Annotated in this window: 24 protein-coding genes; 15 read left to right on the top strand and 9 right to left on the bottom strand. The window is 55.7% G+C overall.

All coding sequences use genetic code 11. From position 1 onward, the window contains the following. Window positions 1-27 precede the first annotated feature (27 nt). Both V2154_RS05615 and V2154_RS05610 read left to right on the top strand, forming a co-directional pair. On the top strand, window positions 28-510 hold the full coding sequence (locus V2154_RS05615; protein WP_353501392.1) for a kinase inhibitor: 483 nt from the start codon (window positions 28-30) through the stop codon (window positions 508-510). A gap of 106 nt (window positions 511-616) precedes the next feature. After that, window positions 617-1,930 (top strand): putative acyl-CoA thioester hydrolase, encoded by a 1,314-nt coding sequence (locus V2154_RS05610; RefSeq protein WP_353501391.1) that lies wholly within the window; start codon window positions 617-619, stop codon window positions 1,928-1,930. 72 nt (window positions 1,931-2,002) lie between these two features. On the opposite strand, the gene V2154_RS05605 is transcribed toward V2154_RS05610, so the two are convergent. After that, window positions 2,003-3,523 (bottom strand): methyl-accepting chemotaxis protein, encoded by a 1,521-nt coding sequence (locus V2154_RS05605; RefSeq protein ID WP_353501390.1) that lies wholly within the window; start codon window positions 3,521-3,523, stop codon window positions 2,003-2,005. Between the two features lie 271 nt (window positions 3,524-3,794). Then, window positions 3,795-4,796 carry a 6-phosphogluconolactonase gene (gene pgl / locus V2154_RS05600; RefSeq protein ID WP_353501389.1) on the bottom strand — a complete coding sequence of 334 codons (1,002 nt, stop codon included), beginning with the start codon at window positions 4,794-4,796 and terminating at the stop codon, window positions 3,795-3,797. A gap of 193 nt (window positions 4,797-4,989) precedes the next feature. Here pgl and V2154_RS05595 point away from each other — a divergent pair, with 193 nt between their 5' ends. Continuing rightward, window positions 4,990-5,811: a pyridoxal phosphatase gene (locus tag V2154_RS05595; protein ID WP_353501388.1), complete on the top strand. Its 822-nt coding sequence runs from the start codon at window positions 4,990-4,992 to the stop codon at window positions 5,809-5,811. Between the two features lie 15 nt (window positions 5,812-5,826). On the opposite strand, the gene V2154_RS05590 is transcribed toward V2154_RS05595, so the two are convergent. The 5 genes from V2154_RS05590 to V2154_RS05570 form a co-directional block, all read right to left on the bottom strand. Next, a complete protein-coding gene (locus V2154_RS05590) occupies window positions 5,827-7,191 on the bottom strand; it encodes a Fic family protein (RefSeq protein ID WP_353501387.1) in 1,365 nt (454 codons plus the stop codon). 74 nt (window positions 7,192-7,265) lie between these two features. Beyond that, a complete protein-coding gene (gene modC, locus V2154_RS05585; RefSeq protein WP_353501386.1) occupies window positions 7,266-8,327 on the bottom strand; it encodes a molybdenum ABC transporter ATP-binding protein ModC in 1,062 nt (353 codons plus the stop codon). Further along, window positions 8,327-9,016, bottom strand: coding sequence for a molybdate ABC transporter permease subunit (gene modB, locus V2154_RS05580; protein ID WP_034788571.1), 690 nt, complete (start codon window positions 9,014-9,016; stop codon window positions 8,327-8,329). Before modB ends, modC begins: the two co-directional genes overlap by 1 nt. Further along, window positions 9,013-9,786, bottom strand: coding sequence for a molybdate ABC transporter substrate-binding protein (modA, locus tag V2154_RS05575; protein WP_353501385.1), 774 nt, complete (start codon window positions 9,784-9,786; stop codon window positions 9,013-9,015). The genes modB and modA overlap by 4 nt, the downstream gene beginning before the upstream one ends. A 214-nt stretch (window positions 9,787-10,000) precedes the next feature. Then, the gene (locus tag V2154_RS05570) at window positions 10,001-10,171 is read right to left on the bottom strand and encodes an AcrZ family multidrug efflux pump-associated protein (RefSeq protein ID WP_353503927.1); all 171 of its coding nucleotides are present in this window, start codon (window positions 10,169-10,171) and stop codon (window positions 10,001-10,003) included. A gap of 193 nt (window positions 10,172-10,364) precedes the next feature. Here V2154_RS05570 and modE point away from each other — a divergent pair, with 193 nt between their 5' ends. The 8 genes from modE (at window position 10,365) to gpmA (ending at window position 18,679) form a co-directional block, all read left to right on the top strand. Beyond that, entirely contained in the window at window positions 10,365-11,147 is a 783-nt protein-coding gene (modE, locus tag V2154_RS05565) for a molybdenum-dependent transcriptional regulator (protein WP_353501384.1), read from the top strand. Window positions 11,148-11,271: 124 nt separating this feature from the next. After that, window positions 11,272-12,741 (top strand): molybdate ABC transporter ATP-binding protein ModF, encoded by a 1,470-nt coding sequence (gene modF / locus V2154_RS05560; protein ID WP_353501383.1) that lies wholly within the window; start codon window positions 11,272-11,274, stop codon window positions 12,739-12,741. Window positions 12,742-12,983: 242 nt separating this feature from the next. Continuing rightward, window positions 12,984-14,000 (top strand): UDP-glucose 4-epimerase GalE, encoded by a 1,017-nt coding sequence (gene galE, locus V2154_RS05555; protein ID WP_353501382.1) that lies wholly within the window; start codon window positions 12,984-12,986, stop codon window positions 13,998-14,000. Between the two features lie 30 nt (window positions 14,001-14,030). Beyond that, window positions 14,031-15,080, top strand: coding sequence for a galactose-1-phosphate uridylyltransferase (galT, locus tag V2154_RS05550; RefSeq protein ID WP_185688278.1), 1,050 nt, complete (start codon window positions 14,031-14,033; stop codon window positions 15,078-15,080). Next, on the top strand, window positions 15,080-16,228 hold the full coding sequence (gene galK / locus V2154_RS05545) for a galactokinase (RefSeq protein WP_353503926.1): 1,149 nt from the start codon (window positions 15,080-15,082) through the stop codon (window positions 16,226-16,228). Before galT ends, galK begins: the two co-directional genes overlap by 1 nt. Continuing rightward, the gene (galM, locus tag V2154_RS05540; RefSeq protein ID WP_353501381.1) at window positions 16,222-17,268 is read left to right on the top strand and encodes a galactose-1-epimerase; all 1,047 of its coding nucleotides are present in this window, start codon (window positions 16,222-16,224) and stop codon (window positions 17,266-17,268) included. The genes galK and galM overlap by 7 nt, the downstream gene beginning before the upstream one ends. Window positions 17,269-17,439: 171 nt before the next feature. Beyond that, entirely contained in the window at window positions 17,440-17,772 is a 333-nt protein-coding gene (locus V2154_RS05535; RefSeq protein WP_353501380.1) for a PsiF family protein, read from the top strand. A 154-nt stretch (window positions 17,773-17,926) separates the two neighbouring features. After that, on the top strand, window positions 17,927-18,679 hold the full coding sequence (gene gpmA / locus V2154_RS05530) for a 2,3-diphosphoglycerate-dependent phosphoglycerate mutase (protein ID WP_185688281.1): 753 nt from the start codon (window positions 17,927-17,929) through the stop codon (window positions 18,677-18,679). A gap of 87 nt (window positions 18,680-18,766) precedes the next feature. Here the strand turns inward: gpmA and aroG are convergent, their stop codons facing one another. Continuing rightward, a complete protein-coding gene (aroG, locus tag V2154_RS05525; RefSeq protein ID WP_353501379.1) occupies window positions 18,767-19,819 on the bottom strand; it encodes a 3-deoxy-7-phosphoheptulonate synthase AroG in 1,053 nt (350 codons plus the stop codon). Window positions 19,820-20,045: 226 nt separating this feature from the next. On the opposite strand from aroG, the gene V2154_RS05520 reads away from it, so the two are divergent. From V2154_RS05520 to zitB, 4 genes are all read left to right on the top strand, one after another. Continuing rightward, entirely contained in the window at window positions 20,046-20,384 is a 339-nt protein-coding gene (locus V2154_RS05520) for a protein YbgS (RefSeq protein WP_353501378.1), read from the top strand. A gap of 151 nt (window positions 20,385-20,535) precedes the next feature. Next, window positions 20,536-21,144: a response regulator gene (locus V2154_RS05515; protein WP_353501377.1), complete on the top strand. Its 609-nt coding sequence runs from the start codon at window positions 20,536-20,538 to the stop codon at window positions 21,142-21,144. 17 nt (window positions 21,145-21,161) lie between these two features. Further along, window positions 21,162-24,329 (top strand): ATP-binding protein, encoded by a 3,168-nt coding sequence (locus V2154_RS05510; RefSeq protein WP_437342024.1) that lies wholly within the window; start codon window positions 21,162-21,164, stop codon window positions 24,327-24,329. An 8-nt stretch (window positions 24,330-24,337) separates the two neighbouring features. Further along, window positions 24,338-25,282: a CDF family zinc transporter ZitB gene (gene zitB / locus V2154_RS05505; RefSeq protein ID WP_353501375.1), complete on the top strand. Its 945-nt coding sequence runs from the start codon at window positions 24,338-24,340 to the stop codon at window positions 25,280-25,282. 65 nt (window positions 25,283-25,347) lie between these two features. Here the strand turns inward: zitB and pnuC are convergent, their stop codons facing one another. Further along, complete coding sequence (pnuC, locus tag V2154_RS05500; protein WP_353501374.1) at window positions 25,348-26,070, bottom strand: nicotinamide riboside transporter PnuC; 723 nt, start codon at window positions 26,068-26,070, stop codon at window positions 25,348-25,350. Window positions 26,071-26,092: the final 22 nt, after the last annotated feature.

Genomic DNA, 26,092 nt, shown 5'->3' with positions numbered 1-26,092 from the left:
TTTTATCATCAAGAACGGGAGGAACGTATGACCTTTACTCTAACCAGTAACGACCTGAAAGATGGCGAGAAAATGCCGGAAGCTCAGGTGTTCAACGGCATGGGTTATCAGGGACAAAACATCTCGCCACACTTGGCGTGGAGCGGCGCACCGGAAGGCACCAAAAGCTTCGCCATCACCTGTTATGACCCGGACGCTCCTACCGGCTCCGGCTGGTGGCACTGGGGCGTGGCGAACATCCCCGCCGACGTCAGCGAACTGGCGCAAGGCGCGGGTTCCGGCAAAGCGGAATTGCCTCACCGCGCGGTGCAAACCCGCACTGACTTCGGCAAAGCGGGCTACGGCGGCGCGGCACCTCCGCAGGGCGAGAGCCATCGTTATCAGTTCACGATTTATGCCTTAGACGTCGACTCGCTGGAAGTGGACGAAAACGCCAGCGGCGCCTATCTCGGCTTCAATATACACTTCCATACAATAGGCAAATCTTCTCTGACGGTGTTATATAGCTGAATTATGGTACATTGCGCTGTTGCCCAGAATCACTCGAGTTGCATCAGGCAGTTTGAAGGTTGACGGGTAGAAAATATGAGTAACTTTTATCAAGGAGTCAGACCCAGTGAAATTAACTACCCTGTCGCGCGCCTGCGCTATTTTGTCAGCCAGCCTGGTTCTGGCCGCTTGTAGCAGCAGTCACGAAGGTGTTTCAACCCAAGTTGCTCCGGGCACAGCCGCCAACCCAATTCTTAGCCCAGACGAAGCGGCGAACTTTACCGCCAAAAACTATCTGGCCTTCGGCGGGCGCTCTCTTCAGGTTCAGCAGCAAGGCTGGTTCCCTTCTGTCAGCGATATTTCTGCCGCGAAAACTAACTTCGTGGTAGGTACCCAGATGGGCGCCGACGGCGCAGCTTACACCAGCATTCAGCAAGCCGTTGAAGCCGCCCTGCGCGTGCGTAACCACGGCGAGCGCGTGTTCATCAAAATCCTGCCAGGCACCTACACCGGCGCGGTTTACATCCCGGCTGGCTCACCGCCAATCACCCTGTTCGGTGCTGGCAACAGCGCGGGCGACGTGGTGATCCAGCAAGGTCTGGAAGCATCGGCTACCCCTGCGGTGTACCGCGCGACGGTCAACCCGAATGGCCAGTTCATTCCGGGCAACCGCAGCGAATACATGTTCAAAGATTGTAGCGATCAGCAGTCTGAAACCATTGGCGCGGGCTGTACGGCCACCGTCTGGGCACAGAGCAGCAGCCTGCAATTGCAGAACCTGACCGTGACCAACAGCCTGTTGGATACAGTAGACGCGGGTGACCATCCGGCGGTGGCTCTGCGCACCGACGGCGACAACATCGTGCTGGATAACGTACATATTATTGGCCGCCAGAACACCCTGATGCTGACCACCGCGAACATCAAAAACCAGCCGAACAACAGCCGTTATAGCCGTGCTTACGTGCATAACAGCCTGATTGAAGGTGACGTGGATTACGTGATTGGTCGCTCAAGCGCGGTATTCGATCGCGTTGAGTTCCACACCGTGAGCAGCCGTGGCGTGAAGCAAGCCTCCATCTTCTCTCCAAACACCCCGGCCAACGTGCCTTACGGCTTCCTGGTGACCAACAGCACCCTGACCTCTGATCGCGGTTTTGAAGGTCAGGCGGCGAAAGCCCAGCTGGGACGTGCATGGGATCAAGGCGCTGAAAACGGCGGTTATGTGCCGGGCACCACGCCAAACAGCCAGGTTGTTATCCGCGATAGCCAAATCGACAGCGGCTACAACCAAGTCAACCCGTGGGGCGATGCAGCCGTGTCTGGCCGCGCCTTCGCCGGTAACGTGCCGAAAGATGAGAAGCAGGCGCGTGACCTGAATGACGTGAACTTCAACCGTCTGTGGCAGTTCAACAACGTGATCACCGCGCCGGCTAAATAAGCCTGCTAGGATCGAAAAAAGCCGCTGAGTAGATGCTCAGCGGCTTTTTTATTGGCAAGAATTCAGAACAAATTAGGCTTGCGCGACCGGCTCATTGCCGAGGCGGAAAATAGCCACCGTCTCTTCGAGATTTACCGCCTGCTCGTCCAGCGACGCGGCGGCGTTGGCCGACTGCTGCACCAGCGCCGAGTTCTGCTGGGTCACGGTGTCCATTTCCGCCACCGCCAGCGCTATCTGGCCGATGCCGCGGCTCTGCTCTTCCGACGCCGAGGCAATCTCATGAATGATGCTGGTCACGTGGCTCACCGACTGGACAATCTCTTCCATGGTGTCCCCGGCCTTGCCCACCAGCGCCGAGCCGCTGTTGACTTTGCTCACCGACAGGCCAATCAGGGTTTCAATCTCTTTTGCCGCCTGCCCGCTGCGCTGTGCCAGATTGCGCACTTCGCTGGCCACCACGGCAAAACCGCGCCCCTGCTCTCCGGCGCGCGCGGCTTCAACCGCGGCATTCAGCGCCAGAATATTGGTCTGGAAGGCGATGCTGTTGATGACCGAGGTGATTTCAGAAATCTGCTTCGAGCTGACGGCGATGTCTTTCATCACCCCCACCACGTCGCTAACCAGCTTGCCGCCGCGCCCTGCCGTGTCGGCGGCAGAAGAAGCCAGTTTGCTGGCCTGACTGGCGTTATCGGCGTTTTGCTTCACCGTCGCGGTCAGCTCTTCCATGCTGGCTGCCGTCTGCCCCAGCGCCGACGCCTGCTGCTCCGTTCTGGCAGAAAGGTCAATGTTGCCCGCCGCGATTTCACTCGAGGCGCGGGTCACTTGGGTCACGCCATTGCGGATATCCCCAATGATGCCGCGCAGGTTCTGGTTCATCCCCTCCACGGCGCGGGTGAGCTGCCCCACTTCGTCATTGCTTTGGCTGCGAATGTGCGCGGTTAAGTCGCCCGCCGCGATGCGCTGGGCCACGTCCAGCGTGTGGCGCAGCGGCACGGTGATTTGGCGCGTCATGCGCCACGACAGCAGTGCCCCGGTCAGAATGGCAATAGTGATGATGATCAGCATCTCTTTGATGGTGCGGCTGACTTCCTCTTGGGTGTAGGCCATTTCGTGGTTGAGAAGCTGGTCCGACGCCGAGGTCAGGGCCAGTCCGGCCGCCGCCAGGCTGTCGCTGATTTGCTGCGGATCGCTGCCCGCTGGCGGGTTCAGCGTGTGCTGCCAGTTTTCACGGTAACGGCGGATATTCTCCGGCATGGCGTCAACCTGCGCCTGATCGACCGGCTGCCAGTGGTAGGTTGCCACTTCTGCCAGTCGCACTTCTAACTTGTCGAGCGCCTGACGGTTTTGCTCGACAAACTTCTGGTCATGATTCGCCATATACGAAAGCCGGGTGTATTTGGCTTCGGCCAGTAAATCATTCACTTTCTTGAGCAGCGTGGCCTTTTCGGCTCGCTCGCTAATGCTGGTGAGATGGTAAATGCCTGAGGCGGCAATCGAGGAACCGAGCAGCAGAACCAGCGTGAATCCTGCGGCTAGCTTGGTAGCGATGTTGGCGTTATTGAAAATGCGGGTGATCCCTGAAAATAAACTCATCCTGCTCTCCCTGTTTATTATTGTTAATAAATAACTGTTTGCGCCCAACCTATCCTGTGACACGAAATATGATGGGAACATTCGGTGTTGGTAACGGGGAGAGTTATCGACAAGGAGGCCACAATGTTTAGAGGGAGATGAAAATAATTCTAATCAATGGCACGAAGTGTATTTTTAACAAAAAAGTAATAAAAAACCCCGACTTGTCAGGGTCGGGGCAGTTTTTTGCAGCACTTGAGTTCGCCGAAAAAATGGCGACTCATAAGCCGGCTTAATTTCTCAGGTCAAGAATGCTCACCCACATTGGGCCTTTGCCCACCGGGTACTCTTTCAGCGTGGTCAGCGCACCGCTGGTTTGGTCAATCTTCGCCACTTCGATGCCGTTAGATTTTTGACCTGCCGTGATAACAAACTGGCCCTGATGGTCAATGTTGAAGCCGCGCGGCTGAGTCTGGGTGGCGTGATGCCCCAACAGCTCCAGCACGCTGCCATCTTCGGACACGCTGAGCACGGAGATCAGGCTGGCGGTACGGTCGCAGGCGTAGAGGAATTTGCCGTTTGGCGTGATGTGAATGTCCGCCGCCCAACGCGTGTCTTTGAAATCAGCCGGCATGATGTTCAGTGACTGAACATTGTGGTATTCGCCGCTGGTCACGTCTTTCTGATAGACATCGACGCTGCTGTCCAGCTCGTTAATGCAGTACGCAAAGTGCTGATTCGGGTGGAAAGCCATATGACGCGGGCCCGCGCCGGTCTTGGTTTTCAGCGCTTCCACGTGGTGCGGCGTCGCCGCGCCTTGCAGGCTGAAATCAAACAGGCGGATGCGGTCTTCTTTCAGCGCCGGGATCATCAGCAACTGGTTGGTCGGGTCGATATTGGCCGAGTGCGGCGCCTGAATATCTTCCAGCACGTGAATTGGCGCGGTGACGATGCCTTCTTCATTGATGGGATGAATGCTGACATTGTTGAAGCTGTAAGACGCCGAGAACAAGAAGCGGCCCTGTAGGTCAGTGCCGACGTGGGTCGGGCTGCCCGGCAGCGGCGCCATGCCTGCCTGTTCCAGCTTGCCTTCGTGGTCAATGCGGTAGGTCAGAATGCCAAACTCTGGGCGCACGCCGACATATAAACGATGACCATCAGGATGAATAACCATTGGCTGAACCTGACCAGGCACGTCAACGATTTGCAGCGGGCTCAGCTCGCCGTTTTCGCTCAGACGAAATACGTGAATTTGCTGGCTCTCAGGGCTGGCAACGTAGACAACTTGCTTCATTACATCTCCTTATTAACACCGGATTAATTTTTATTCGGGCATACGTTAAGTCATTCAAGCGTAGCTCAGGTTACCACGATAACCCAGCCTGTGGAGGTGGCCTTTATGCTCTTCTCCAAGGTTTTATCAGCGGTTTTTAAGGTGTAACATGGGTGAAATTTCTTCAATTCTCTGAAAACCTTACGAGCTAACTATGACCTATCGCGTAATTGCGCTTGATTTAGACGGCACCCTGCTGGACCGTCAAAAACGTATTCTCCCTGAATCTCTGGCCGTGCTGGCCGAAGCCCGCTCACAGGGTGTGAAAGTGATTGTGGTCACCGGCCGCCATCACGTGGCGATCCACCCGTTCTATCAGGCCTTGCAGCTCGATACTCCGGCCATCTGCTGTAACGGCACTTACCTGTACGATTACCACGCGCGCAAAGTCATCACCTCTGACCCAATGGATAAAATCAAAGCCAAAAAAGTGGTGGATCTGCTCGAGCATCACGGCATCCACGGCCTGCTCTACGTGGACGATGCCATGCTGTATCAGCATTTAAACGGCCACGTCAGCCGCTCTATCGTTTGGGGTGAAGCGCTGCCGCAGGGCCAGCGGCCGAATATCGTCAAAGTCGACAGCCTGCGTGACGCCGCCGATCAGGCTAACTCGGTGTGGAAATTCGCCACCTCCCATGAAGATCTCGACGCCCTGCGCGCCTTCGCCAAGCAGGTAGAAGATGATTTAGGTCTGGCCTGCGAATGGTCGTGGCACGATCAGGTAGACGTCGCGAAACAGGGCAACAGCAAAGGCCGCCGCTTGCAGGAGTGGGTGGAGTCGCAAGGTATGAGCATGGCCGACGTCATCGCCTTCGGCGACAACTACAATGACCTGAGCATGCTAGAAAATGTCGGCCTCGGCGTCGCCATGGGCAACGCCGACGACGCTATCAAACAGCGTGCCGGTCTGGTCATCGCCGACAACGAACAGCCGGGCATCGCCGAGGTGATTCGCACGAAGGTGTTGGGTTAATCCCGCTCCAGACTATTACCAGGCACTGCCTTTGGGCCGTGCCTGATTTTTCCACTGACTGACCTGCGGCGGACTTTTTGGCGAAACGTAAACCGTCTCTTTACCGTCTTTATGGGTTCGCAATAAACCCAGCTCAGCCAAGACAGTTAAATCCTTCCTCGCCGTGTTGTCGGACACGCCCAGCCGCTCCCTGACTTCCGCCACGGTAAAGATATTTTCCGGCCGGGCAAAAGCCACGTTGAGCAGGTTTTTCTGGCGTTCGTTTAATGTTGCGCCAATTTCTGACTCATACAAAAACCTATTCAGCTCATCCCGCACCTTCACCATGTGGTGAATGTAATCCACGTACTCATTCAAAGCCCGCCCAACAATGCTGCATTGATAATCAACGAAATAGGTCAAATCCATGTCATCCGTCTCGGAATAACAATAGGACTTTGCGTAGGCCGTTGAGGCATTTTTCAGCAGCTTGCTGATTGAGATATGGCGAAAGGCCGAATAGCCGCAGCGCAGCATGTACCAATAGAACAGCGCCCTTGCCGCGCGGCCATTGCCATCATTAAACGGATGAATAAACCCAATCATGAAATGCAGGATGCAGGCTTTGATTAACGGATGAAGGTACTCTTTCCCCTCCTGCCGCTCGTGGGGCTGGTTAGCCCATTTGAATAATAGCGACAGCCTGAGTTCGACCTCGGTATAGGTCGGCGGGTTATGAATGATTTCATTTTGAATATCCGCCACCACCACGTCGTCTGAATGGCGAAACTCCCCCGGGCGATATTTTTGGTCATTAATCTCCCCCACGGCGATGGCGTGTAACTCCTTAAAATTTGCCAAACTGAGATCTTCTGAACAATGGGCATTGACGTATTCCATCATGTGGAAATTCCCCATGATCATTTTTTCGCTCTCATCTCGCGGCGCGCGATTGACTTTAATCATCTCTAGCGCGACGCGGCTGGTGGTGGCCGCCCCTTCTAACTGGCTGGATGAAATCGACTCTTCAGCACGCAGCTCCTCAAGCAAGTGGCGCGAGGCGAACAGGGGCTCCAGCAGTTCGCTCTCGCCGCCCGACGTCGCCAGCCTATCGACCATCGAGATAGTCTGCTGCATTTGCGGCGTGATATTGAGGAAAGCCAACTGGTTGAAATCGTAACCATTAAGGGTCAGCAAACGCCCGTTGGCGCGACGCACAATGGTGGTGAGTGACCAGAAGATTTGCGGGTTAATCCCAGCAGGAATGCGATGCCTTAGGGCATCCCAATGTAGATATTGGCCCTTTTCATTGACTACAGAGACGAAGGGAAAGGTGGCGGTAAGCGCATCGCCGGGTATTTGACCCACGGCGAGCAGCGCTGGAGGACGTTTGACCTTCATCTTTCACCTCAAAAAATTGAATTATTGAGATGAATGATGTTCTGCTTTGGCTCAATTTGCAAGCAATCTGGGTTTTATCGACTCAGCGACACACTCTTGATCTGCGCGTAGAGCCACTGGCCGGGGCGGATCATCAGCTCGTCTCTGGCCCACGGGGTGATGCGCGCCCAGATGATATGATCGGCCATGGCCAGCTTCACTTCCACCTGTGAACCAATCTCCAGACACTCCAGCACCTTGGCGGGCAGAATGTTGCGAATACTGCTGTTGTTGGCGGTGGGTTGCAGCACCAGCGAGACGTCGGCGGCGTTCACCCGCACGCGCATTGATGTACCCTCGGCGGCGTCAACTTTGCCGATCCACAGGCGCTGATCGCCGATAGCCAAGGCGGTCATGTCATAGCGCGGATGGTGCTCCAGCACGCTGACGTTGAGCACGCTGCTCTGCTCCTCGCGCGGCAGCCACGGGCGCATGATATTGCTGGCCCACACCTCTTCCAAATCGCCCATCGCCAGCACGCTGCCGTTGTCCAGCACCAGCACTTTCTCGGCCAGACGCAGGATCTCATCCAGACTGTGAGTGACATAGAGAATCGGGATATTGACCTCTTTCGCCAGCCTCTCCAGATAAGGCATCAGCTCGCGTTTACGCGGTAAATCCAGCGCGGCCAGCGGCTCGTCCATCAACAAGATTTCAGGGGCGGTGAGCAGAGCACGGCCAATCGCCACTCGCTGTTTTTCGCCACCAGACAGCGTCAGCGGGAAACGGTTGAGCAAATGCCCAATGCCGAGCAGCGCCACAATGCTGTCGAACTGCCCGCGCATCGAGGTCGCCATGCCATACTGCAAATTGCCCTGCACCCGATAGTGCGGGAACAGGCGCGCGTCCTGAAATACATAGCCAATGCGGCGCTTTTCCGGCGGCAGGCAGAGACCTTTTTCGGCATCGAACAGTGGCCGATTGTTTAGCGCGATGCGGCCGGTTTCAGGCTTTGTCAGCCCGCCGATGGCGTTAATCAGTGAGGTTTTCCCCGCGCCGGACAGGCCAAAAATCGCCGTGATCCCCTGCGCAGGCAGGTTTTGCGTCACCTGAAGGGTCAGGTCGCCAAGCTGCTGGCTGAAGTCGAGTTCTAGCATCAGCCCCCCAGCCGAATGCGGCTGCGTTTCGCCAGCCAGTCGGAAATCATTAAGGAAGCCAGTGACAGAATAATCGCCAATACGCAGAGCCGCGCCGCCGCGCCTTCTGCGCCGGGGGTTTCAATCAGGGTGTACATCGCCAGTGGGATGGTGCGGGTTTCGCCGGGAATATTGGAGACAAAAGTGATGGTGGCGCCAAACTCGCCGAGGGAGCGGGCGAAGGCCAGCACGATGCCGACGATGATCCCCGGCACCGAGAGAGGCAGCGTGATGGTGAAGAAGACGCGCCACGGCGACGCGCCGAGGGTGCGGGCGGCCAGCTCCAGCTTGGTGTCCACCGCCTCCAGCGCCAGCCGGATAGCGCGCACCATCAGCGGAAAGGCCACCACCGCCGAGGCCAATACCGCGCCATGCCAACTAAAGCTAAAGCTGAAGCCAAACCAGTGGTAGAGCCACTCGCCCACCACGCCGCGCCGCCCCATCACCACCAGCAGCAAATAGCCAATCACCACCGGCGGCAGCACCAGCGGCAAATGGATAATACTGTCGAGCAGGGATTTGCCGGGAAAACGGCAGCGGACCAACACCCACGCCATCAGAATACCAAGCGGCAAGCTGCACACTACGGCCAGACTGGACACCTTCAGACTTAAAAGTACCGCCTGCCACTCATATTCACTCAACATCATTCTTTGGGCGCAAATCCATATTGTTTGAAAATGGCTGAGGCCGCCGGCGTTTTCAGATAGTCATAAAACGCGCGAACTTCAGGCTTTTCGTGATCTTTAACAATGGCCATTGGGTATTCGACCGGCTTGTGGCTGGATGCCGGGAAGGTACCCACCACTTTGACTTTTTTACTGGCAATGGCGTCTGAGCCATAAACAATCCCCAGCGGGGCTTCTTCACGTTCGACCAAGGCCAGTGCGCCGCGAACATCGCTGGCGCGCGCCAGTTTCGGCTCAAGGGTGCTCCAGGCACCCAGCTTTTGCAGGGCTTCTTTGGCATAAATGCCCGCCGGAACGTGGTCAGGGTCGCCCACCGCCAGACGGCTATCGCCCAGCAACTTGGTCCACTGGGTTTTGTCATCAATCTCGACGTTGTCGATTTTACTGATTTTAGCTGCCACCAGCACCAGCTCGTTACCCAGCAGAGTATAGCGAGTATTTTCAACAATTTGCTGCTTGCTGATGCTGTAATCCATCCACTGCTGGTCGGCAGAAATAAACAGGTCTGCCGGCGCGCCCTGCTCAATCTGGCGAGCCAGCGTCGAGGAGGAAGCAAAGGAAGAGACGACCTGCACGCCCTTCTCTTTCTGATACTGGGCGGCAATGTCCTGCATCGCGTTGGTCAGCGAAGCGGCGGCAAACACGGTGATTTTATCCGCAGCCTGGGCCTGAGCTGCCAGGCCCGCCACCAGCACGGAACAGGCGATTAATTTACCCCAAGAAGTACTCATTTTATGTTTCCTCGTTGATAGAACGCATCGTTATATAGGCGTTAATATAGCGTGGAAAACAGTCTTGTCATTCGATTTATCGGCAGGGCTTTGAGGAACTTAAAGGTTTTTGATCTGGGACAGAAAGAAAGGGTGCAGAAGGGTGTGTGGTTTACATAAGGAATAAAAAAACCCGATGTTAAAATCGGGTTCTTTAGAGAATCTTGCCACCAGCTTAACGATGCTGTTGCTCTTGTTGCTGCTGATTACGGCTCTCTTTAGAGTGACCGATATTGGAAAGCACGTTGAACACTTCGCCCAATCCCCAAATCAACCCAAGAATCAAGGCAATAAAGATAGGCACCATGACCACGGCGAAAACCAAACTTCCTAAAAGTTCTAACATGATAGCCTCACTTAACTGGCTGACACGCGCCCAAGTGGCGGTGTTAAAAGCATTACTGTTGTCGATAATAGCAGCCATAACAGCAGAATACTTTAGCTTTTAACCAACTTAGCCCCGCAAAAAGCCTTCACACTGCTATATGTCAGTTAGAGGATAGGCGACAATAGCTGAAACGCATTCAAAGGAACCCCATATGCAAGCTGAAATCTTATTAACCCTGAAATTACAGCAGAAGCTGTTCGCCGATCCGCGTCGAATTGAACTCTTAAAGCAGATCAAGGTGACGGGTTCGATCAGTCAGGGGGCGAAGCTGGCGGGCATTAGCTATAAAAGCGCCTGGGATGCGATTAACGAAATGAACCAACTGGCCGACGAGGTGCTGGTAGAACGCAGCACCGGCGGCAAAGGCGGCGGCGGCGCGCTGATCACCCGCTACGGTGAGCGGCTATTGCAACTCTATGATCTGCTGGCACAAATCCAGCAAAAAGCCTTTGACGTGCTGAAGGATGACTCCCTGCCTCTCGACAGCCTGCTGGCCGCCATTTCACGCTTCTCCCTGCAAACCAGCGCCCGCAACCAGTTCTTCGGCAAAGTGGTTGAGCGCGACCATCTCTCCGTCCAGCAGCATATTGAAGTGCTGCTCAATGATGAAAATACCCGGATTCGCGTCGCGCTGACCGAGCAAAGTGCCGACCGACTGGCCCTGACACCGGGCAAAGAGGTGTTGGTGCTGATAAAAGCGCCTTGGGTCAACCTGAGTCCTGAAGCTACCCACGCCGATAACTCTCTCTCCGGCGAGATACAGAGCATTCAACAGGGGAAAGAGAGCAGCGAAGTGCTGCTACGCCTGGCCGGTGGTGACATTCTCTGCGCCACGGTGCCCAATGCCGCTGTTACACAACTGTCATTAGTCGAGGGCCAGAATGTGTTTGCTGAATTCGACGACGACAAAGCAATCATAGCCACCCTATGCTAGAAAGAGTTTATTTATCATCATCTTGCACAATAAGATTTGATAGTTTGCAGAATCGTCAATTGACTTCAATTTGTTCCGGGATTATCCCTAGGAAAAGAATATCACTGCAATTTATGGATGAGACATGGCTTCGTTGCATATCTCGCAGGGCGTTTTTCGCCTGAGCGACACCCGCACCCTTACTCTTTCTGATTTACGCATTCAACAAGGCGAAAGCTGGGCCTTTGTTGGCTCCAACGGCAGTGGGAAATCGGCGCTGGCGCGTGCTCTGGCGAGCGAACTGGTCCAGCTGCAAGGTGAAAGCCAAAGCGATTTCAACAACATCGTGCGCCTGTCATTCGAACAACTACAGAAGCTGGTGGAAGAAGAGTGGCAGCGCAATAACACCGACCTGCTCAGCCCGGACGAAGACGACACTGGCCGCACCGCCGCCGAGATAATCCAAGAGCAGGTGAAAGACCCGCAGCGCTGCGCCAGTTTGGCCGCGCAGTTTGGCATTACCAAGCTGCTCGATCGCCGCTTCAAATACCTCTCCACGGGGGAAACCCGCAAGACGTTGCTCTGTCAGGTGTTGATGCAGCAGCCCGATTTGCTGGTGCTGGACGAGCCTTTCGACGGGCTGGACGTCAATGCCCGTGCGCAGTTAGCCGAGCTACTGGCCGGGCTTGCCCAACAGGGGCAGACCTTGGTGCTGGTGCTCAACCGTTTTGACGACATCCCCGCCTTTGTTCAGCACGTGGGCGTTCTGGCGGATTGCACGCTAGCGACCATTGGCCCGCGCGAGAAAGTCATGGCGGACGCGCTGGTGGCCCAGTTGGCGCACAGTGAAAACCTGCAAGGCATAGCGCTGCCTGAGCCGGAAGACCCGGCACAGCGCGCCCGCCCGGCCGACGGCCCGCTGATCATTCTGCGCAACGGCGTGGTGGAATATGATGACCGCCCTATCCTGCACGGCCTGAGCTGGCAGGTGGATCAAGGCCAGCACTGGCAAATCGTCGGCGAGAACGGCGCGGGCAAATCCACCCTGCTGAGCCTGATCACCGGCGACCACCCGCAGGGCTACAGCAATGACCTGACGCTATTTGGCCGGCGTCGCGGCTCTGGCGAAACCATCTGGGACATCAAACGCCACATCGGCTATGTTAGCAGCAGCTTGCATCTGGATTACCGCGTCAGCTCCAGCGTGCGCAACGTCATCACCTCAGGCTTCTTCGACTCAATCGGCATTTATCAGGCCGTCTCAGACCGCCAGCTGTTCCTCACCAACCAGTGGCTGGAGCTGATGGGCTTGGTCGGCAGCAAGGGCGACACGCCATTCCATAGCCTGTCGTGGGGGCAGCAGCGTCTGGCGCTGATAGCTCGCGGATTGGTCAAGCACCCGGCGCTGTTAATCCTCGACGAGCCGCTACAGGGGCTGGACCCGATTAACCGCCAGCTGGTGCGGCGTTTTGTCGACGTGCTGATTAGCGAGGGCGACACCCAACTGCTGTTTGTCTCGCACCACGCGGAAGACGCGCCGGAGTGCATTACTCACCGTCTCTCCTTCGTGCCGGATGGCAATATCTACCGCTACCAGCTCGATGCCTTGAAGTAAAAACGCCCTAAATCCCCAAATAGTCGTCGTGATATTTGGGGAATTTTTCTAGTGTAAACGATTACACTCCAATCCCTCTGTGCTTCCTTCCTGATTTGTCCCCGCCTGTGCGCCTCGCTGTATTAAGGCGGATACTGGTGCTAGACTGTGATGTAAGCGATTCCATGAACTTGAGCATAGATCACCTTTTTCAGCCTCGCTGCATGGTATCTTAAGCTCAACATGACTCTCAGGGAGCAATTATGTACGTCTTAGTTACGGGTGGTAGCGGTTACATTGGTAGTCATACCTGTGTGCAATTGATTGCAGCGGGCTACACGCCAATCATTTTAGATAACCTGCATAACAGCAAAGCCAGCGTGCTCGAGCGTATCACTACGCTGAGTGGCAAAACGCCGCTGTTCTATCAGGGCGATATCCGCGATCGCACCATCCTCGATAAGATTTTCAGCGAGCACGCCGTGCATTCGGTAATTCACTTTGCAGGCTGGAAAGCCGTGGGAGAATCCGTCGCCAAGCCGCTGGCCTATTACGACAATAACGTGAGTGGCACGCTGGTGTTGGTGGAAGCCATGCGCGACGCGGGCGTTAAGAACCTGATTTTCAGCTCTTCCGCGACGGTTTACGGCGACCAGCCGAAGACGCCTTATGTGGAAGACTTCCCGACCGGCAACCCTTCTAGCCCGTATGGCCGCAGCAAGCTGATGGTGGAACAAATTCTGCAAGACGTGCAGCGCGCTGAGCCGGACTGGAGCATCACCCTACTGCGTTACTTCAACCCGGTGGGTGCGCATCCGTCAGGTTTGATGGGCGAAGACCCACAGGGCATCCCGAACAACCTGATGCCGTTTATCGCGCAGGTCGCCGTGGGCCGCCGCGAATCCCTGTCGATTTTCGGCAATGATTACCCGACCAAAGACGGCACCGGCGTGCGCGACTACATCCACGTAGTGGACCTGGCCGACGGCCACATTGCCGCGATGAAAACCCTGCATAACCGCGCTGGCGTGCACATTTATAACCTCGGCGCGGGCTTTGGCCACAGCGTGCTGGAAGTGGTTAATGCTTTCAGCAAAGCCTGCGGCAAGCCGGTGAAGTACCACTTCGCCCCGCGTCGCGACGGCGACCTGCCAGCCTACTGGGCTGACCCAAACAAAGCCGCCAATGAACTGAACTGGCGCGTCACCCGCACGCTGGAAGATATGGCTAACGATACCTGGTTATGGCAGTCCAAAAACCCGCAGGGTTATCCAGACTAATCGCGCCAATGCCCGAATAAAGGAATTAACATGTCAGAATTCAACCCGATAGATCATCCACATCGACGCTATAACCCGTTGACTGACCAATGGATTTTGGTCAGCCCGCACCGGGCGAAACGTCCGTGGCAGGGCCAGCAGGAAACGCCGTCGCAGGAGACGCTGCCACAGCATGATCCTGACTGCTTCCTTTGTCCGGGCAATACCCGCGTGACGGGCGATGTGAACCCGGATTACCACGGCACCCACGTGTTTACGAACGACTTTGCCGCCCTGATGCCCGACACGCCGTTCGCACCAGAAAGCGACGATCCGCTAATGCGCATCCAGAGCGCGCGCGGCACCAGTCGCGTTATCTGTTTCTCGCCAGATCACAGTAAAACCCTGCCGCAGCTGTCGCTCAGCGCGTTAGAAGAAGTGGTTAAAACCTGGCAGGAACAGAGCGCGGACTTGGGTAAAACCTACCCGTGGGTGCAAGTGTTTGAGAATAAAGGCGCGGCCATGGGCTGCTCTAACCCCCATCCGCACGGCCAAATTTGGGCCAACAGCTTCCTGCCGAACGAAGCCGAGCGTGAAGACCGTTTGCAGCGCGCCTATCTGGAGCAGCAGGATTCGCCGATGTTGCTCGATTACGCCAAGCGCGAGCAGGCCGATGGCAGCCGCACCGTGGTAGAAACCGAACACTGGCTGGCGGTGGTGCCTTACTGGGCGGCGTGGCCGTTCGAAACCTTACTGCTGCCGAAGGCCCACGTGCAGCGCATCACTGAGCTGAGCGACGCCCAGCGCAGTGATCTGGCGCTGGCGCTGAAAAAGCTCACCAGCCGCTACGACAACCTGTTCCAGTGCTCCTTCCCCTACTCCATGGGCTGGCACGGTGCGCCGTTCACCGCAGGCGACCAGGCACACTGGCAGCTACACGCCCACTTCTATCCGCCGCTGCTTCGTTCGGCGTCGGTTCGTAAATTTATGGTTGGCTACGAAATGCTGGCCGAAACCCAACGCGACCTGACCGCCGAGCAAGCCGCCGAGCGCCTGCGCGCCGTCAGTGATGTGCACTATCGTGAAGCCGGAGTGAAATGATGAAACTGAAAAATAAAACCTTAGAAATCTTTGAACAGAAATTCGGTTATCCGGCGACGATCACCATTAAAGCACCGGGCCGCGTTAACCTGATTGGCGAGCACACCGATTACAACGACGGCTTTGTGCTGCCTTGCGCCATTGATTATGAAACGGTGATCGCCTGCGCCCAGCGCAATGACCGCCAGATCCGCGTGGTGGCGGCAGATTACGACAATCAGGAAGACCTGTTCTCCCTCGACGATCCAATCCTTAGCAGCAAAACCCTGCCGTGGGCCAACTATGTGCGCGGCGTGGTGAAACACCTGCTGCAACGCAACAAAGATTTCTCAGGCGCGGACATGGTGATCAGCGGCAACGTGCCGCAGGGCGCGGGCCTTAGCTCGTCGGCCTCGCTGGAAGTGGCGGTCGGTCAGGCGCTGAAATCACTGTATGACCTGCCGCTGGACGGCGTGGCGCTGGCGCTCAATGGTCAGGAAGCCGAGAACCAGTTCGTCGGCTGTAACTGCGGGATCATGGATCAGCTGATTTCCGCCCTCGGCAAGCAGGATCACTCGCTGCTGATTGACTGCCGTTCGCTGGAAACCCGCGCGGTGTCGATGCCGAAAAACGCCGCCGTGGTGATCATCAACTCTAATGTGAAACGCGGCCTGGTGGATAGCGAATACAACCAGCGTCGCGAGCAGTGCGAAACCGCCGCCCGCTTCTTTGGTGTGAAAGCCCTGCGCGACGTGACACAAGAGCAGTTTGACGTGGTGGCTAACGAGCTGGATCCGCTGGTTTCCCGCCGCGCGCGCCATGTGATTTCCGAAAACGCTCGCACCTTGGCGGCGGCAGATGCCCTGGCCGCCGGTGATTTGAAGAAAATGGGCCAGCTGATGGCCGAGTCCCACGCCTCCATGCGTGACGACTTCGAAATTACCGTTCCGCCAATCGATAAGTTGGTCGACATCGTGAAAAACGTGATTGGCGATCAGGGCGGCGTGCGCATGACCGGCGGCGGCTTCGGCGGCTGTATCGTGGCGCTTATCCCTGAATCTTTGGTTGACGACGTGCGCAGCGCGGTGGCCCGTGAATACCCTGAGCAAACCGGGCTGAAAGAGACGTTTTACGTCTGCACCGCTTCTCAGGGAGCGGGCGTATGCTAAAACCGGAAAACACCCCGTTGGCACCGGACGGCGACCCGTTCGAGCTGATCACCCTGCAGAATGCGGCGGGCACCACCGCCACGTTCATGGATTGGGGCGCGACTTGGCTTTCGCTGGAATTCCCTCTCGCCGATGGCAGCAAGCGCGAGCTGCTGCTGGGCTGCGAATCGCCGCAGGGCTATGTCAATCAAAGTGCCTATCTGGGTGCCACCGTTGGCCGCTACGCTAATCGCATCGCCAAATCGCAGCTGACGATTGACGGGCAAACTTATGCGCTGGTGCCAAATCAGGGTGAAAACCAGCTGCACGGCGGCCCTGAGGGCTTCCACGCGCGGCGCTGGACGCTACTGTCACGCAGCGCGCAGGCGGTGAGCTTCCAACTGCTCTCCGCCGATGGCGATCAGGGTTATCCGGGCAATATGACGGCGGAGGTTCACTATCGCCTTACTGACGATCATCGTCTGGAAATTCGCTATCAGGCGACGGTCGACAAACTCTGCCCGATTAACCTCACCAACCACGCCTATTTCAATCTGGATGGCGAAGGTCACGATGCGCGCAAACAGAAGCTGCAACTGTTCGCCGAGCGTTTCTTGCCGGTCGACAGTGACGGCATTCCCAGTGCTGATCTGACCCCTGTCGAGCACACCGGGCTGGATTTCCGCGCGCCCAAAACGCTGGCCGAGGATTTCCTGCGCGACCGCGAGCAGCAGCGAGTGAAAGGCTATGACCACGCGTGGTTGCTCAATCGCACCTGTAACAGCGCGGAGCATCCGGCGGCGCACCTATGGTCAGCCGACGGCAAGGTTAAAATGAGCCTGTTTACCTCAGCCCCGGCGCTACAGGTCTACACCGGCAATTTCCTGCGCGGTACGCCGAATCGCTCTGGCGGGGAATATGAAAACTATCAGGGCGTGGCGCTGGAAACCGAGTTTCTCCCCGACAGTCCGAATCACCCTGAATGGCCGCAGCCTAGCTGCTGGATAAAACCCGGCCAGGGCTACCGTTCGCAGACGGTTTATCAATTTTTTGCATTATAAACCGCCAGATTGATTCCACACTCAGGGCCGCAAGGCCCTGTTTTCTTTGCGCTCTCTCCCCTTTTCATCACTTTCTGCGCCAGCTGTTACGCTTTTTTAATGCTAAAGCGCAAAGGCCGATCTACGCTTAGGGAGTGTCCCGTTAGGGGGACGTCTGAAAAGGAATCCGTTATGCGTTTATCTGTGGTTTTACCTCTGCTTACTACGCTGTTAATTGGCGGCTCTGCGCTGGCCGCTGATGCTGTAAAAGCCCCTTCCGCCGCACAGACGGCACAACGTCAGAAAATGACTGATTGTAATCAACAGGCCACCACGCAGTCGCTGAAAGGCGATGAGCGTAAGACCTTTATGAGCCACTGTTTGAAGGCTGAAACCAAGCCGGATCAAAAGTTGACCGATCAACAAAACAAGATGAAAACCTGTAATGCCGACGCAGCCAAAAAAGAGCTGAAAGGTGATGCTCGTAAGACGTTCATGAGCACGTGCCTGAAAAAAGCAGGCTAAGCGGCTGAACTGAACTCTTAAATTCGCTATGGTGAGTGACCAATGCGCGCCGCAGGCAGCATGAGATGCAACAATCAGATTGCCGTCTGCGGCGCACAGACCCTATAATGATAACAGTTATCATTGAATATTCAGTTAATTGAGGAGTTTAGCTATGGCTGTAACCAAGCTGGTTCTGGTAAGACACGGCGAAAGCCAGTGGAACCAAGAAAACCGCTTTACCGGTTGGTACGACGTTGACCTGTCCGAGAAAGGGCAGAAAGAAGCTAAAGCTGCGGGTAAACTGCTGAAAGACGAAGGCTTCCAGTTCGATTTCGCCTACACCTCCGTGCTGAAGCGCGCTATCCACACGCTGTGGAACGTATTAGATCAACTGGACCAGCCTTGGCTGCCGGTTGAGAAATCATGGAAACTGAACGAACGTCACTACGGCGCGTTGCAGGGCCTGGATAAAGCTGAAACCGCCGCTAAATATGGCGACGAGCAAGTTAAACAGTGGCGTCGCGGCTTCGCGGTAACCCCACCAGAATTAGACAAGAGCGATGAGCGTTTCCCAGGGCACGACCCGCGTTACGCAAAACTGCGCCCTGAAGAGCTGCCAACCACTGAAAGTCTGGCTCTGACCATCGATCGCGTTATCCCTTACTGGACTGACGTTATCAAACCACGCATTGAAAGCGGCGAGCGCGTGATCGTTGCGGCTCACGGTAACTCCCTGCGTGCGCTGGTTAAATATCTTGATGACCTGAGCGAAGACGAAATTCTGGAACTGAACATCCCTACCGGTGTTCCATTGGTTTACGAATTCGACGAAAACTTCAAACCTATCAAACGCTACTACTTAGGTGATGCAGACGAAATCGCAGCGAAAGCCGCGGCCGTTGCTAACCAAGGTAAAGCGAAGTAATTAGCCTCGGCTAAACTTCAGATAGCAAAACGGGGCCAATCGGCCCCGTTTTTTATGTCTGCTTTTCAGCGAGCAGCGTGTTAAAACTTAACCGCGACGCGCTTTCACCGCATCCGCCAGTTGGCGCAGCAGCACTTCAGTGTCTTCCCAACCAATGCAGCCGTCGGTGACGCTTTTGCCGTAAACCAGTGGTTCGCCGCTGTCGAGGCTCTGATTGCCTTCCACCAAGTGGCTTTCAACCATCACGCCAATAATCGACTGCTCGCCCTTTGCCAGCTGGCCGCAAACGTCAGTACAGACTTCCATCTGCTTTTTATACTGTTTGCTGCTGTTGGCGTGGCTGAAGTCGATCATGATTTGGGCTGGCAGGCCGCCTTTTTTCAGGCCTTCTTTCACGGCTTTCACATCGTCAGCGCTATAGTTTGGCTCTTTGCCGCCGCGCAGGATGATATGACAGTCGTTGTTGCCGCTAGTGCTGACAATCGCCGAGTGGCCCCACTTGGTGACCGACAGGAAGCAGTGTGGCGCGCCCGCCGCGTTGATAGCGTCGATGGCCACTTTGATGGTGCCGTCGGTGCCATTTTTGAAGCCCACCGGGCAAGACAGGCCAGACGCCAGCTCGCGGTGTACCTGAGATTCAGTGGTACGCGCGCCAATTGCACCCCAACTCATCAAATCCGCTAAATATTGCGGCGTGATCATATCGAGGAACTCACCAGCAGCCGGCAGGCCAGTGTCATTAATATCCAGCAACAATTTACGCGCTATGCGTAAACCATCATTAATCTGGAAGCTGTTGTTCATGTGTGGATCGTTGATTAAGCCCTTCCAGCCCACGGTGGTACGCGGTTTTTCGAAGTAAACGCGCATCACGATTTCCAGGTCACCGTGCAGTTCTTCGCGCAGGCTGAGTAAACGTGCAGCATATTCTTTCGCGGCTTTGGGATCGTTAATCGAACAAGGACCAATAACGACGAGTAAACGATCATCGTTCCCTTTCAGTATCTTATGAATGGCATTACGTGCCTGAGATACCGTTTTTGCGGCTTTATCGGTAGCGGGAAATTTCTCTAACAGGGCTACAGGCGGCAAAAGTTCCTTAATGTCTTTGATGCGTAAGTCGTCGTTTTGATAGGTCATAGCTGTTCCAATGGGTATTTCAAAATAAAGGCGTAGCAGAATGCTGAACGCATCCAATCTAGCTGCAATGTCAGCTGGTGTAAATGCACTTTAAGCCAGTATGGCTATTGCGATTAGTCTCAATAATCCTTCGACCTGTCTAACTTAAGCTAATCTTTAGATATGGCGTTTTTTGTACAGCCCTACGACAAATGAATATTCACAACCATGAGATGGAGAGTCAGGTATGAAGAAGATCATTATGATGGTATTTGCTGCTTCAATGGCGATGGGTACGGGTGCAGCCTTTGCAGATGATTCAGGTTCAGGCAATGGCGCAGCGAATCAGGCGAACGATCCGGGTTCAATCCAGAAAATTGCCCCGAACAATGTAGATAACAGCAAAATCAACAACACTGACCAGCCAGTGAACGAAGTGCATAAAGACAAAACGCACAAGAACACCACCAAGAAACACAGCGAAGCACATAAGAAAACGGTAGATCACAAAAAGGCCATGTGTAAAGACGGCCGCTGCCCAGACCAAGTTCCGGGTACCAACCAATCTAAAGCGACCGGTAACTAAGGTGTTATGACGGAAAGCAAAGATTCCGTCAGTCAATTACCTCGTTAACCGCCCAAAGGGAGCCTCGGCTCCCTTTTTTATCGGCGTTTGCAAGCGATCCGGCTTCGGTTATGCTGAAAGTCCTTTTGGCCACATGCAGTGAACGTATTTTATGCCAGCCTTGCTCCTCGTTGACGATCATCCCTTAGTTCAGGTTGCCCTGGAAGCTGCCCTGCAAAAATCGAATTTTTCATGGCAGATGACCAGCGTCTCGGACGACGTTCAGGCGATGGCGTCTCTGGCGGAGGAGCAATTTGCCCTCGTGGTGCTGGATATTGGCTTGCCGCAGGTGGACGGTTTACAGCTTATGCGCCGCATGCTGCGCCATTATCCCGACCTCACCGTGCTGATTTACACTGCTCAGGAGGAAGAGGTTTACGCTCGCCTGGCCTTTAACGCCGGTGCCTGCGGATTTGTCAGCAAGGGCCAGCCGATGCCGCAGCTTATCGCCGCCATTGACGCGCTGAGTCAGGGCGAGCGCAGTTTCCCCGACTTCATCAACCCTTGCCTGCAAGAAGAGGTGGAAGAGACGCTGGCGTTGACGCCGAAAGAGTTGCAGGTCATCGGATTGCTGTCGCAGGGGCTGTCGAACGTGCAAATTGCCGACATGCTCAACATCAGCAATAAAACCGTCAGCACCCATAAAAATACTATTCTGCGTAAAACCGGCGCCAAGAACCTGTTCGAGCTGGCAGCCGTTTATAAAGAGTTACAGCAGTGAGAAAGGCTCTTCACGGCATGTGGCTGACGCTGTTTTTGCTGCTGACTTCTCCCCTTCAGGCTGCGCCGACCACCCTGCACTTAATGAATAATCTCAGCCTGCCCACCGACGTTTTACTCAACGGGGTCAACAATCCGTGGCGCGGAAAAACGCTGCGCATTGGCATTCTCAGCGACAATACAAGCCCCTACAACATTTTGATCAACAATGATTTTTATGGGCTAAACGCCGACTATCTGAGCTATGTCCAGCAGGCATTAGGTATCACACTGGACCTGCGCGGCTACCCTTCCCTGCCCGCTTTGCAGAGCGCGCTGGCTCAGGGGGAGATCGACCTGTTTTATGGCATCCCGCTAAACGCCCTGCCTTCGGGGATGTGGGCGTCAAAACCTTATTACGTCAGCCCGCTGCGTGTCCTGCGCAACCGGCAAAACGGCCGTCAGGTCATGGTCAATTCCCACGACGCCCAAATCGCCATTAGTAAGATGACCGGCATGCAGGCTTTTGATCGTATTAGAAAATTAACCCCTGACGTCCACCTGTTCGACAACAACCTGCAGGCTATTTACTCCCTGCTTAATGGCAAAAGTGATTACCTGATTGCCGATGAGGCCAGCGCCAGTTTCATTTTGGATCAGCTGCAACTCGGCCAAATCTATCGCATTGAAAGCGCGCTGGATTTTGGCAACCTCTCCTTTGTTTTCGTCAGTAGAAACCCGGCCCTGCTCGAGGTGCTCAACCAGACCATCACCACCACGCCGATGGAGGTGATGAACACCCTGCAAGGCCGCTGGAATAAGCCGATCCCTAGCTATTTGGACGCCGGAAATGCCTCGCTGACGGCGATGGAACAAGAGTGGGTTCATCAACATCCGCAGGTCAACTATGCCGCGACGGAGAACAATTATCCCTTCGTTTATCGCGGATCCGACGGGCTGCCGCACGGCTACGTGGTGGATATTCTCAACATCATCGCGCAAAACACCGGGCTGAAGTTCGAACCAGTTTGGGGAAGCAACCCGCAGCGCGCCGATGCTCAGGTGCGTCAGGGGCAGGCGCTGTTCCGCGCGGTGCTGCCACTGTCGGCGAATTCGCGCGAGAACTACCTCAGCAGCATGCCTTTCCATCGCTCGCTGTGGGGCGTGTATGTCCGCCAAAGCAGCGAAGGTGTCTCCACGTGGCAGAATCTGGCTGGTAAAAGGATTGGCGTCATGCGCGGGGATCTCGCCGCGTCTCTGCTTCCCGCGGACGTCCAGCAAATCGCCTTCGACGATACCCAAACCCTGTATGACGCTCTGGCTAATGGGCAAATCGACGCGCTGATCGATAATATTGTTTCGGCCAACTTCATCTCGCTTTCGCGCTATTCCGGCCAGATAAAGCTGGCTTTCGCCGCCAATAATATCTCCTACCCCATCTCCTTTGGCGTCGACGCGGCCTCTCCGCTGCTGCTGTCAATTTTGGACAAAAGCCTACAGCAGATCCCGCCGCAGACGCTGCAATCGCTGCGTGATGACTGGACCAGCGATCGCCGCAATGTGATTGATGCGGTCAATGACAATCGCATGCCGCCGCAAACTACGTGGCTCCTCGGCCTGCTTGCCAGCGTCGTCGCGGTGCTGCTGGTGATCCTCGCGCGCCGCCAGTGGCTACAGCGCCGCGAGCAGCGCAAAGAGCAACAGGAAAGGCAGATGATTGAACTGGCGCGCCAGCAGGCGGAGGAGGCAAACCGCAGCAAGAGCCAATTCCTCGCCACGCTGAGCCACGAACTGCGCACGCCGATGCACGCCATTCTCGGCCTGCTCGAACTGGAACTTCAGCGCCAGCCCGCCACCAGCGAAAATCTGCCGGTGATTTACAGCTCCGCGTCGTCGCTGATGAACCTGCTGAATGACCTTCAGGACCACGCCCGCCTCGACAGCGGCATTCTGACGCTGGCACCCAAGCCGATGTCGCCTACTGAGTGGATTGCCCAGCTCAGCCGCCTTTATCCGCCGCTAATGGGTAAGAAACGGGTCGATTTTCAGGTCATCGCCCTCTCCTCTCTGCCCGCCAGATGGCTTATTGATCCCGACCGATTGATGCAGGTGATGAATAACCTGATTGGCAATGCGATCAAATTTACGGCGGAAGGGGAAATCCGGGTTGAGGTGCGCTGGCAGCAGGATGAGCTGGATATTCGCGTGATGGATACCGGCTGCGGCATAGATCCCGACGAGGCCGAACTGCTTTTCCATCCCTATTACCGCGCCAAAGGTGCCCAGTGCTTCTCGGTTCAGGGCAGCGGGCTGGGCCTGTCGGTGTGCAAAGAGATTGTCGATAAGATGTCCGGCAAGATTGAACTGCTCTCGCGTGCGGATGCGGGAACTGAGGTGCGGTTGATGCTTCCGGCGGCAGAAACCCACGAGCCAATTCTCGCCCCGCCGCCCGCGCCTTCGGCTCCCAGCCTGAGCCAGCTTCGCGTGGCGGTGATTGATGACCACCCGACCAATCTGCTACTGATGCAGCGCCAGCTCTCGGCATTGGGCATCACCGCGACCCTGTTTGATGATGGCCGTGCGCTGTTGCGGGCGCACGTCGAGCGCCCATTTGAACTGCTGTTTATTGACTACAACATGCCCCGCCCCGACGGCGTGCTGCTGACCAAGCTGATCCGCCGCCGCGAGCGCCAGCATCCACAGCTTGCTGCCAGCCAAATCGTGCTCTGCTCGGCGGATGTGCAGGAGTTCACCCCCCTGCCTCTACAACAGCTTAAAGTCCCGCACTGCCTGACCAAGCCGATTTTACTGGAGGATATCCGCCAACTGCTTCCCAGCAATAGCTCGCTATTTCAAGATATTGGCGAGCGTTTGGCCCTGACGGGCAATCACGACCCGAGGCTGATTGAGAAGTTGCGCGAGACGCTGCTTCGTACTCTGCGGGTCGACCAGCAGCGCGCGGCTCAGGCTTACGCCGTGGAAGATAGGGAAACTCTGAAAGATGCGGCCCATAGAATGAAGGGCAGCCTGCTGATTCTGGGCTATTCGCAGCCCGCAGAGGCATTTCAGGCGGTGATCAACGCCTGCCAGCAAGGCAAGACTGCGCCCGAAGCCTATACTACAATGCATCAACTGTTGCAGGATTTGCTTCAGCAGCTTGATAGACAAGTCAATCCGGCTGCTGAAAACCGGCAAATCATTACTTAAGGAAAGCTATGTCATTTTTACCTCAGGATAAAAATAGCCGTCGGTTATTGTTAGCCTTTCTGGTTACCGTCGTTTTCATGGTTGTCGAAGTCATTGGCGGCCTGATCTCCGGCTCGCTGGCCCTGATCGCCGATGCTGGCCATATGCTGACCGACGCCGCGGCCCTGCTCATCGCGCTCTTGGCGGTGCATTTCGCGAAACGCAAACCGAGCGCCAGCCACACCTTTGGCTACCTGCGCCTGACCACCATGGCGGCCTTCGTCAACGCCGCCGCCCTGCTGGTTATCGTCATCCTGATAGTGTGGGAGGCCATCGTCCGCTTCGCCAACCCACAGCCCGTGATGGGCGGCACCATGCTGGCGATTGGTATTGCCGGCCTGATTGCCAATCTGTTCTCATTCTGGTTACTGCACCAGGGCGAGGAGAAAGCCAATATTAACGTGCGCGCCGCGGCGCTCCACGTGCTGGGTGATCTGCTCGGCTCGATTGGTGCCGTGGCGGCAGCCATTATCATCATGAAAACCGGCTGGACGCCTATTGACCCGATTCTGTCGGTTCTGGTTTCCTGTCTGGTGCTAAGCAATGCGTGGCGCTTGATGAAGGAGAGTTTCCACGAACTGCTGGAAGGCACGCCGCAGGAAATTGATATTGAGAAACTGCGCAAAGACTTGTCGGTCACTATTCCCGAAGTGCGCAGCGTTCATCACGTTCACGTCTGGCAAATTGGCGAGAAACGCCTGATGACGCTGCACGTGCAGGTTGTGCCACCTCACGACCACGACGCGCTGTTAGGCCGGATTCAGGCTTACTTGCTGGATAAATACCGCATCGGCCACGCCACGATTCAGATGGAATATGGTACCTGCAGCACGCCAGACTGTGTGATCAGCGACAGTGTGGCGGAAGAAGGCCACAGCCATCTTGGTCACAGCCACGCGCATCACCATCATTAATCCCGCCTCAAACGCCAAGAGCCTCCCACAGGGAGGCTCTTGAGTAAATCGTATTAACTTACTGTTTAAACGCGCTGTAGCGGCTTAGAGTCATTCTGAGCGGCGCTCTTAATCCAAAGCCACGAGCCATTCAGGGCAATCAGCGTCAACAGCACGTATTCCAGCGCCATGGCATACACGCCCTGATAAGCAAAAATCGCCACGCTAATCACGTCGATAACCACCCACACCAGCCAGTTTTCCACATATTTGCGTGTCATCAGCAGCATGGCGATGATCGACAGCACCATCATTGATGAGTCCCAGAACGGGAAGGCGTCGGGTTGCAGTTCAGGCATATGCACATTCAGCCCCAGCCCTTGCATCAGATTAACGGCTAGCAGACTGAGTGCCGCAAAAACGCGGTCGATATTGAAAGTCATAAACAGAATGCCCACCACGCAGACCGCGCCCCATACCAACGCTTTACCGCGGGGCAGCCAGCGGATTTGCAGCTCGGCTTGCTTATCTTCAGTCTGACGACTCCACGCGTACCAGCCATAAATGTTGGCGGCGAAGAAGAATATCTGTAGCAGCAGGCTGGCATAAAGCTGGATCTGGAAGAAGATCACCGCGAACAGCGTGACGTTAATCAGCCCAAACGGGTAGTTAATGATCTTCTCTTTGCTGGCAAACCAGATGCACAGCAGACCAAACAGCGTACCGATAGCTTCAATCCACGACAGGTCATAGCCGCCTTTACCGAGCGGGATATGAACCAGAATATTGCTGGTGCTGAAAAAATCCATCGCGATTCCCTTCTGTAGCGTT

Source organism: Ewingella sp. CoE-038-23 (assembly GCF_040419245.1).
Lineage (GTDB): Bacteria > Pseudomonadota > Gammaproteobacteria > Enterobacterales > Enterobacteriaceae > Ewingella > Ewingella allii.
The sequence above is the reverse complement of the archived record's forward strand: the minus strand, read 5'-3'. Positions and strand labels throughout refer to the sequence as shown.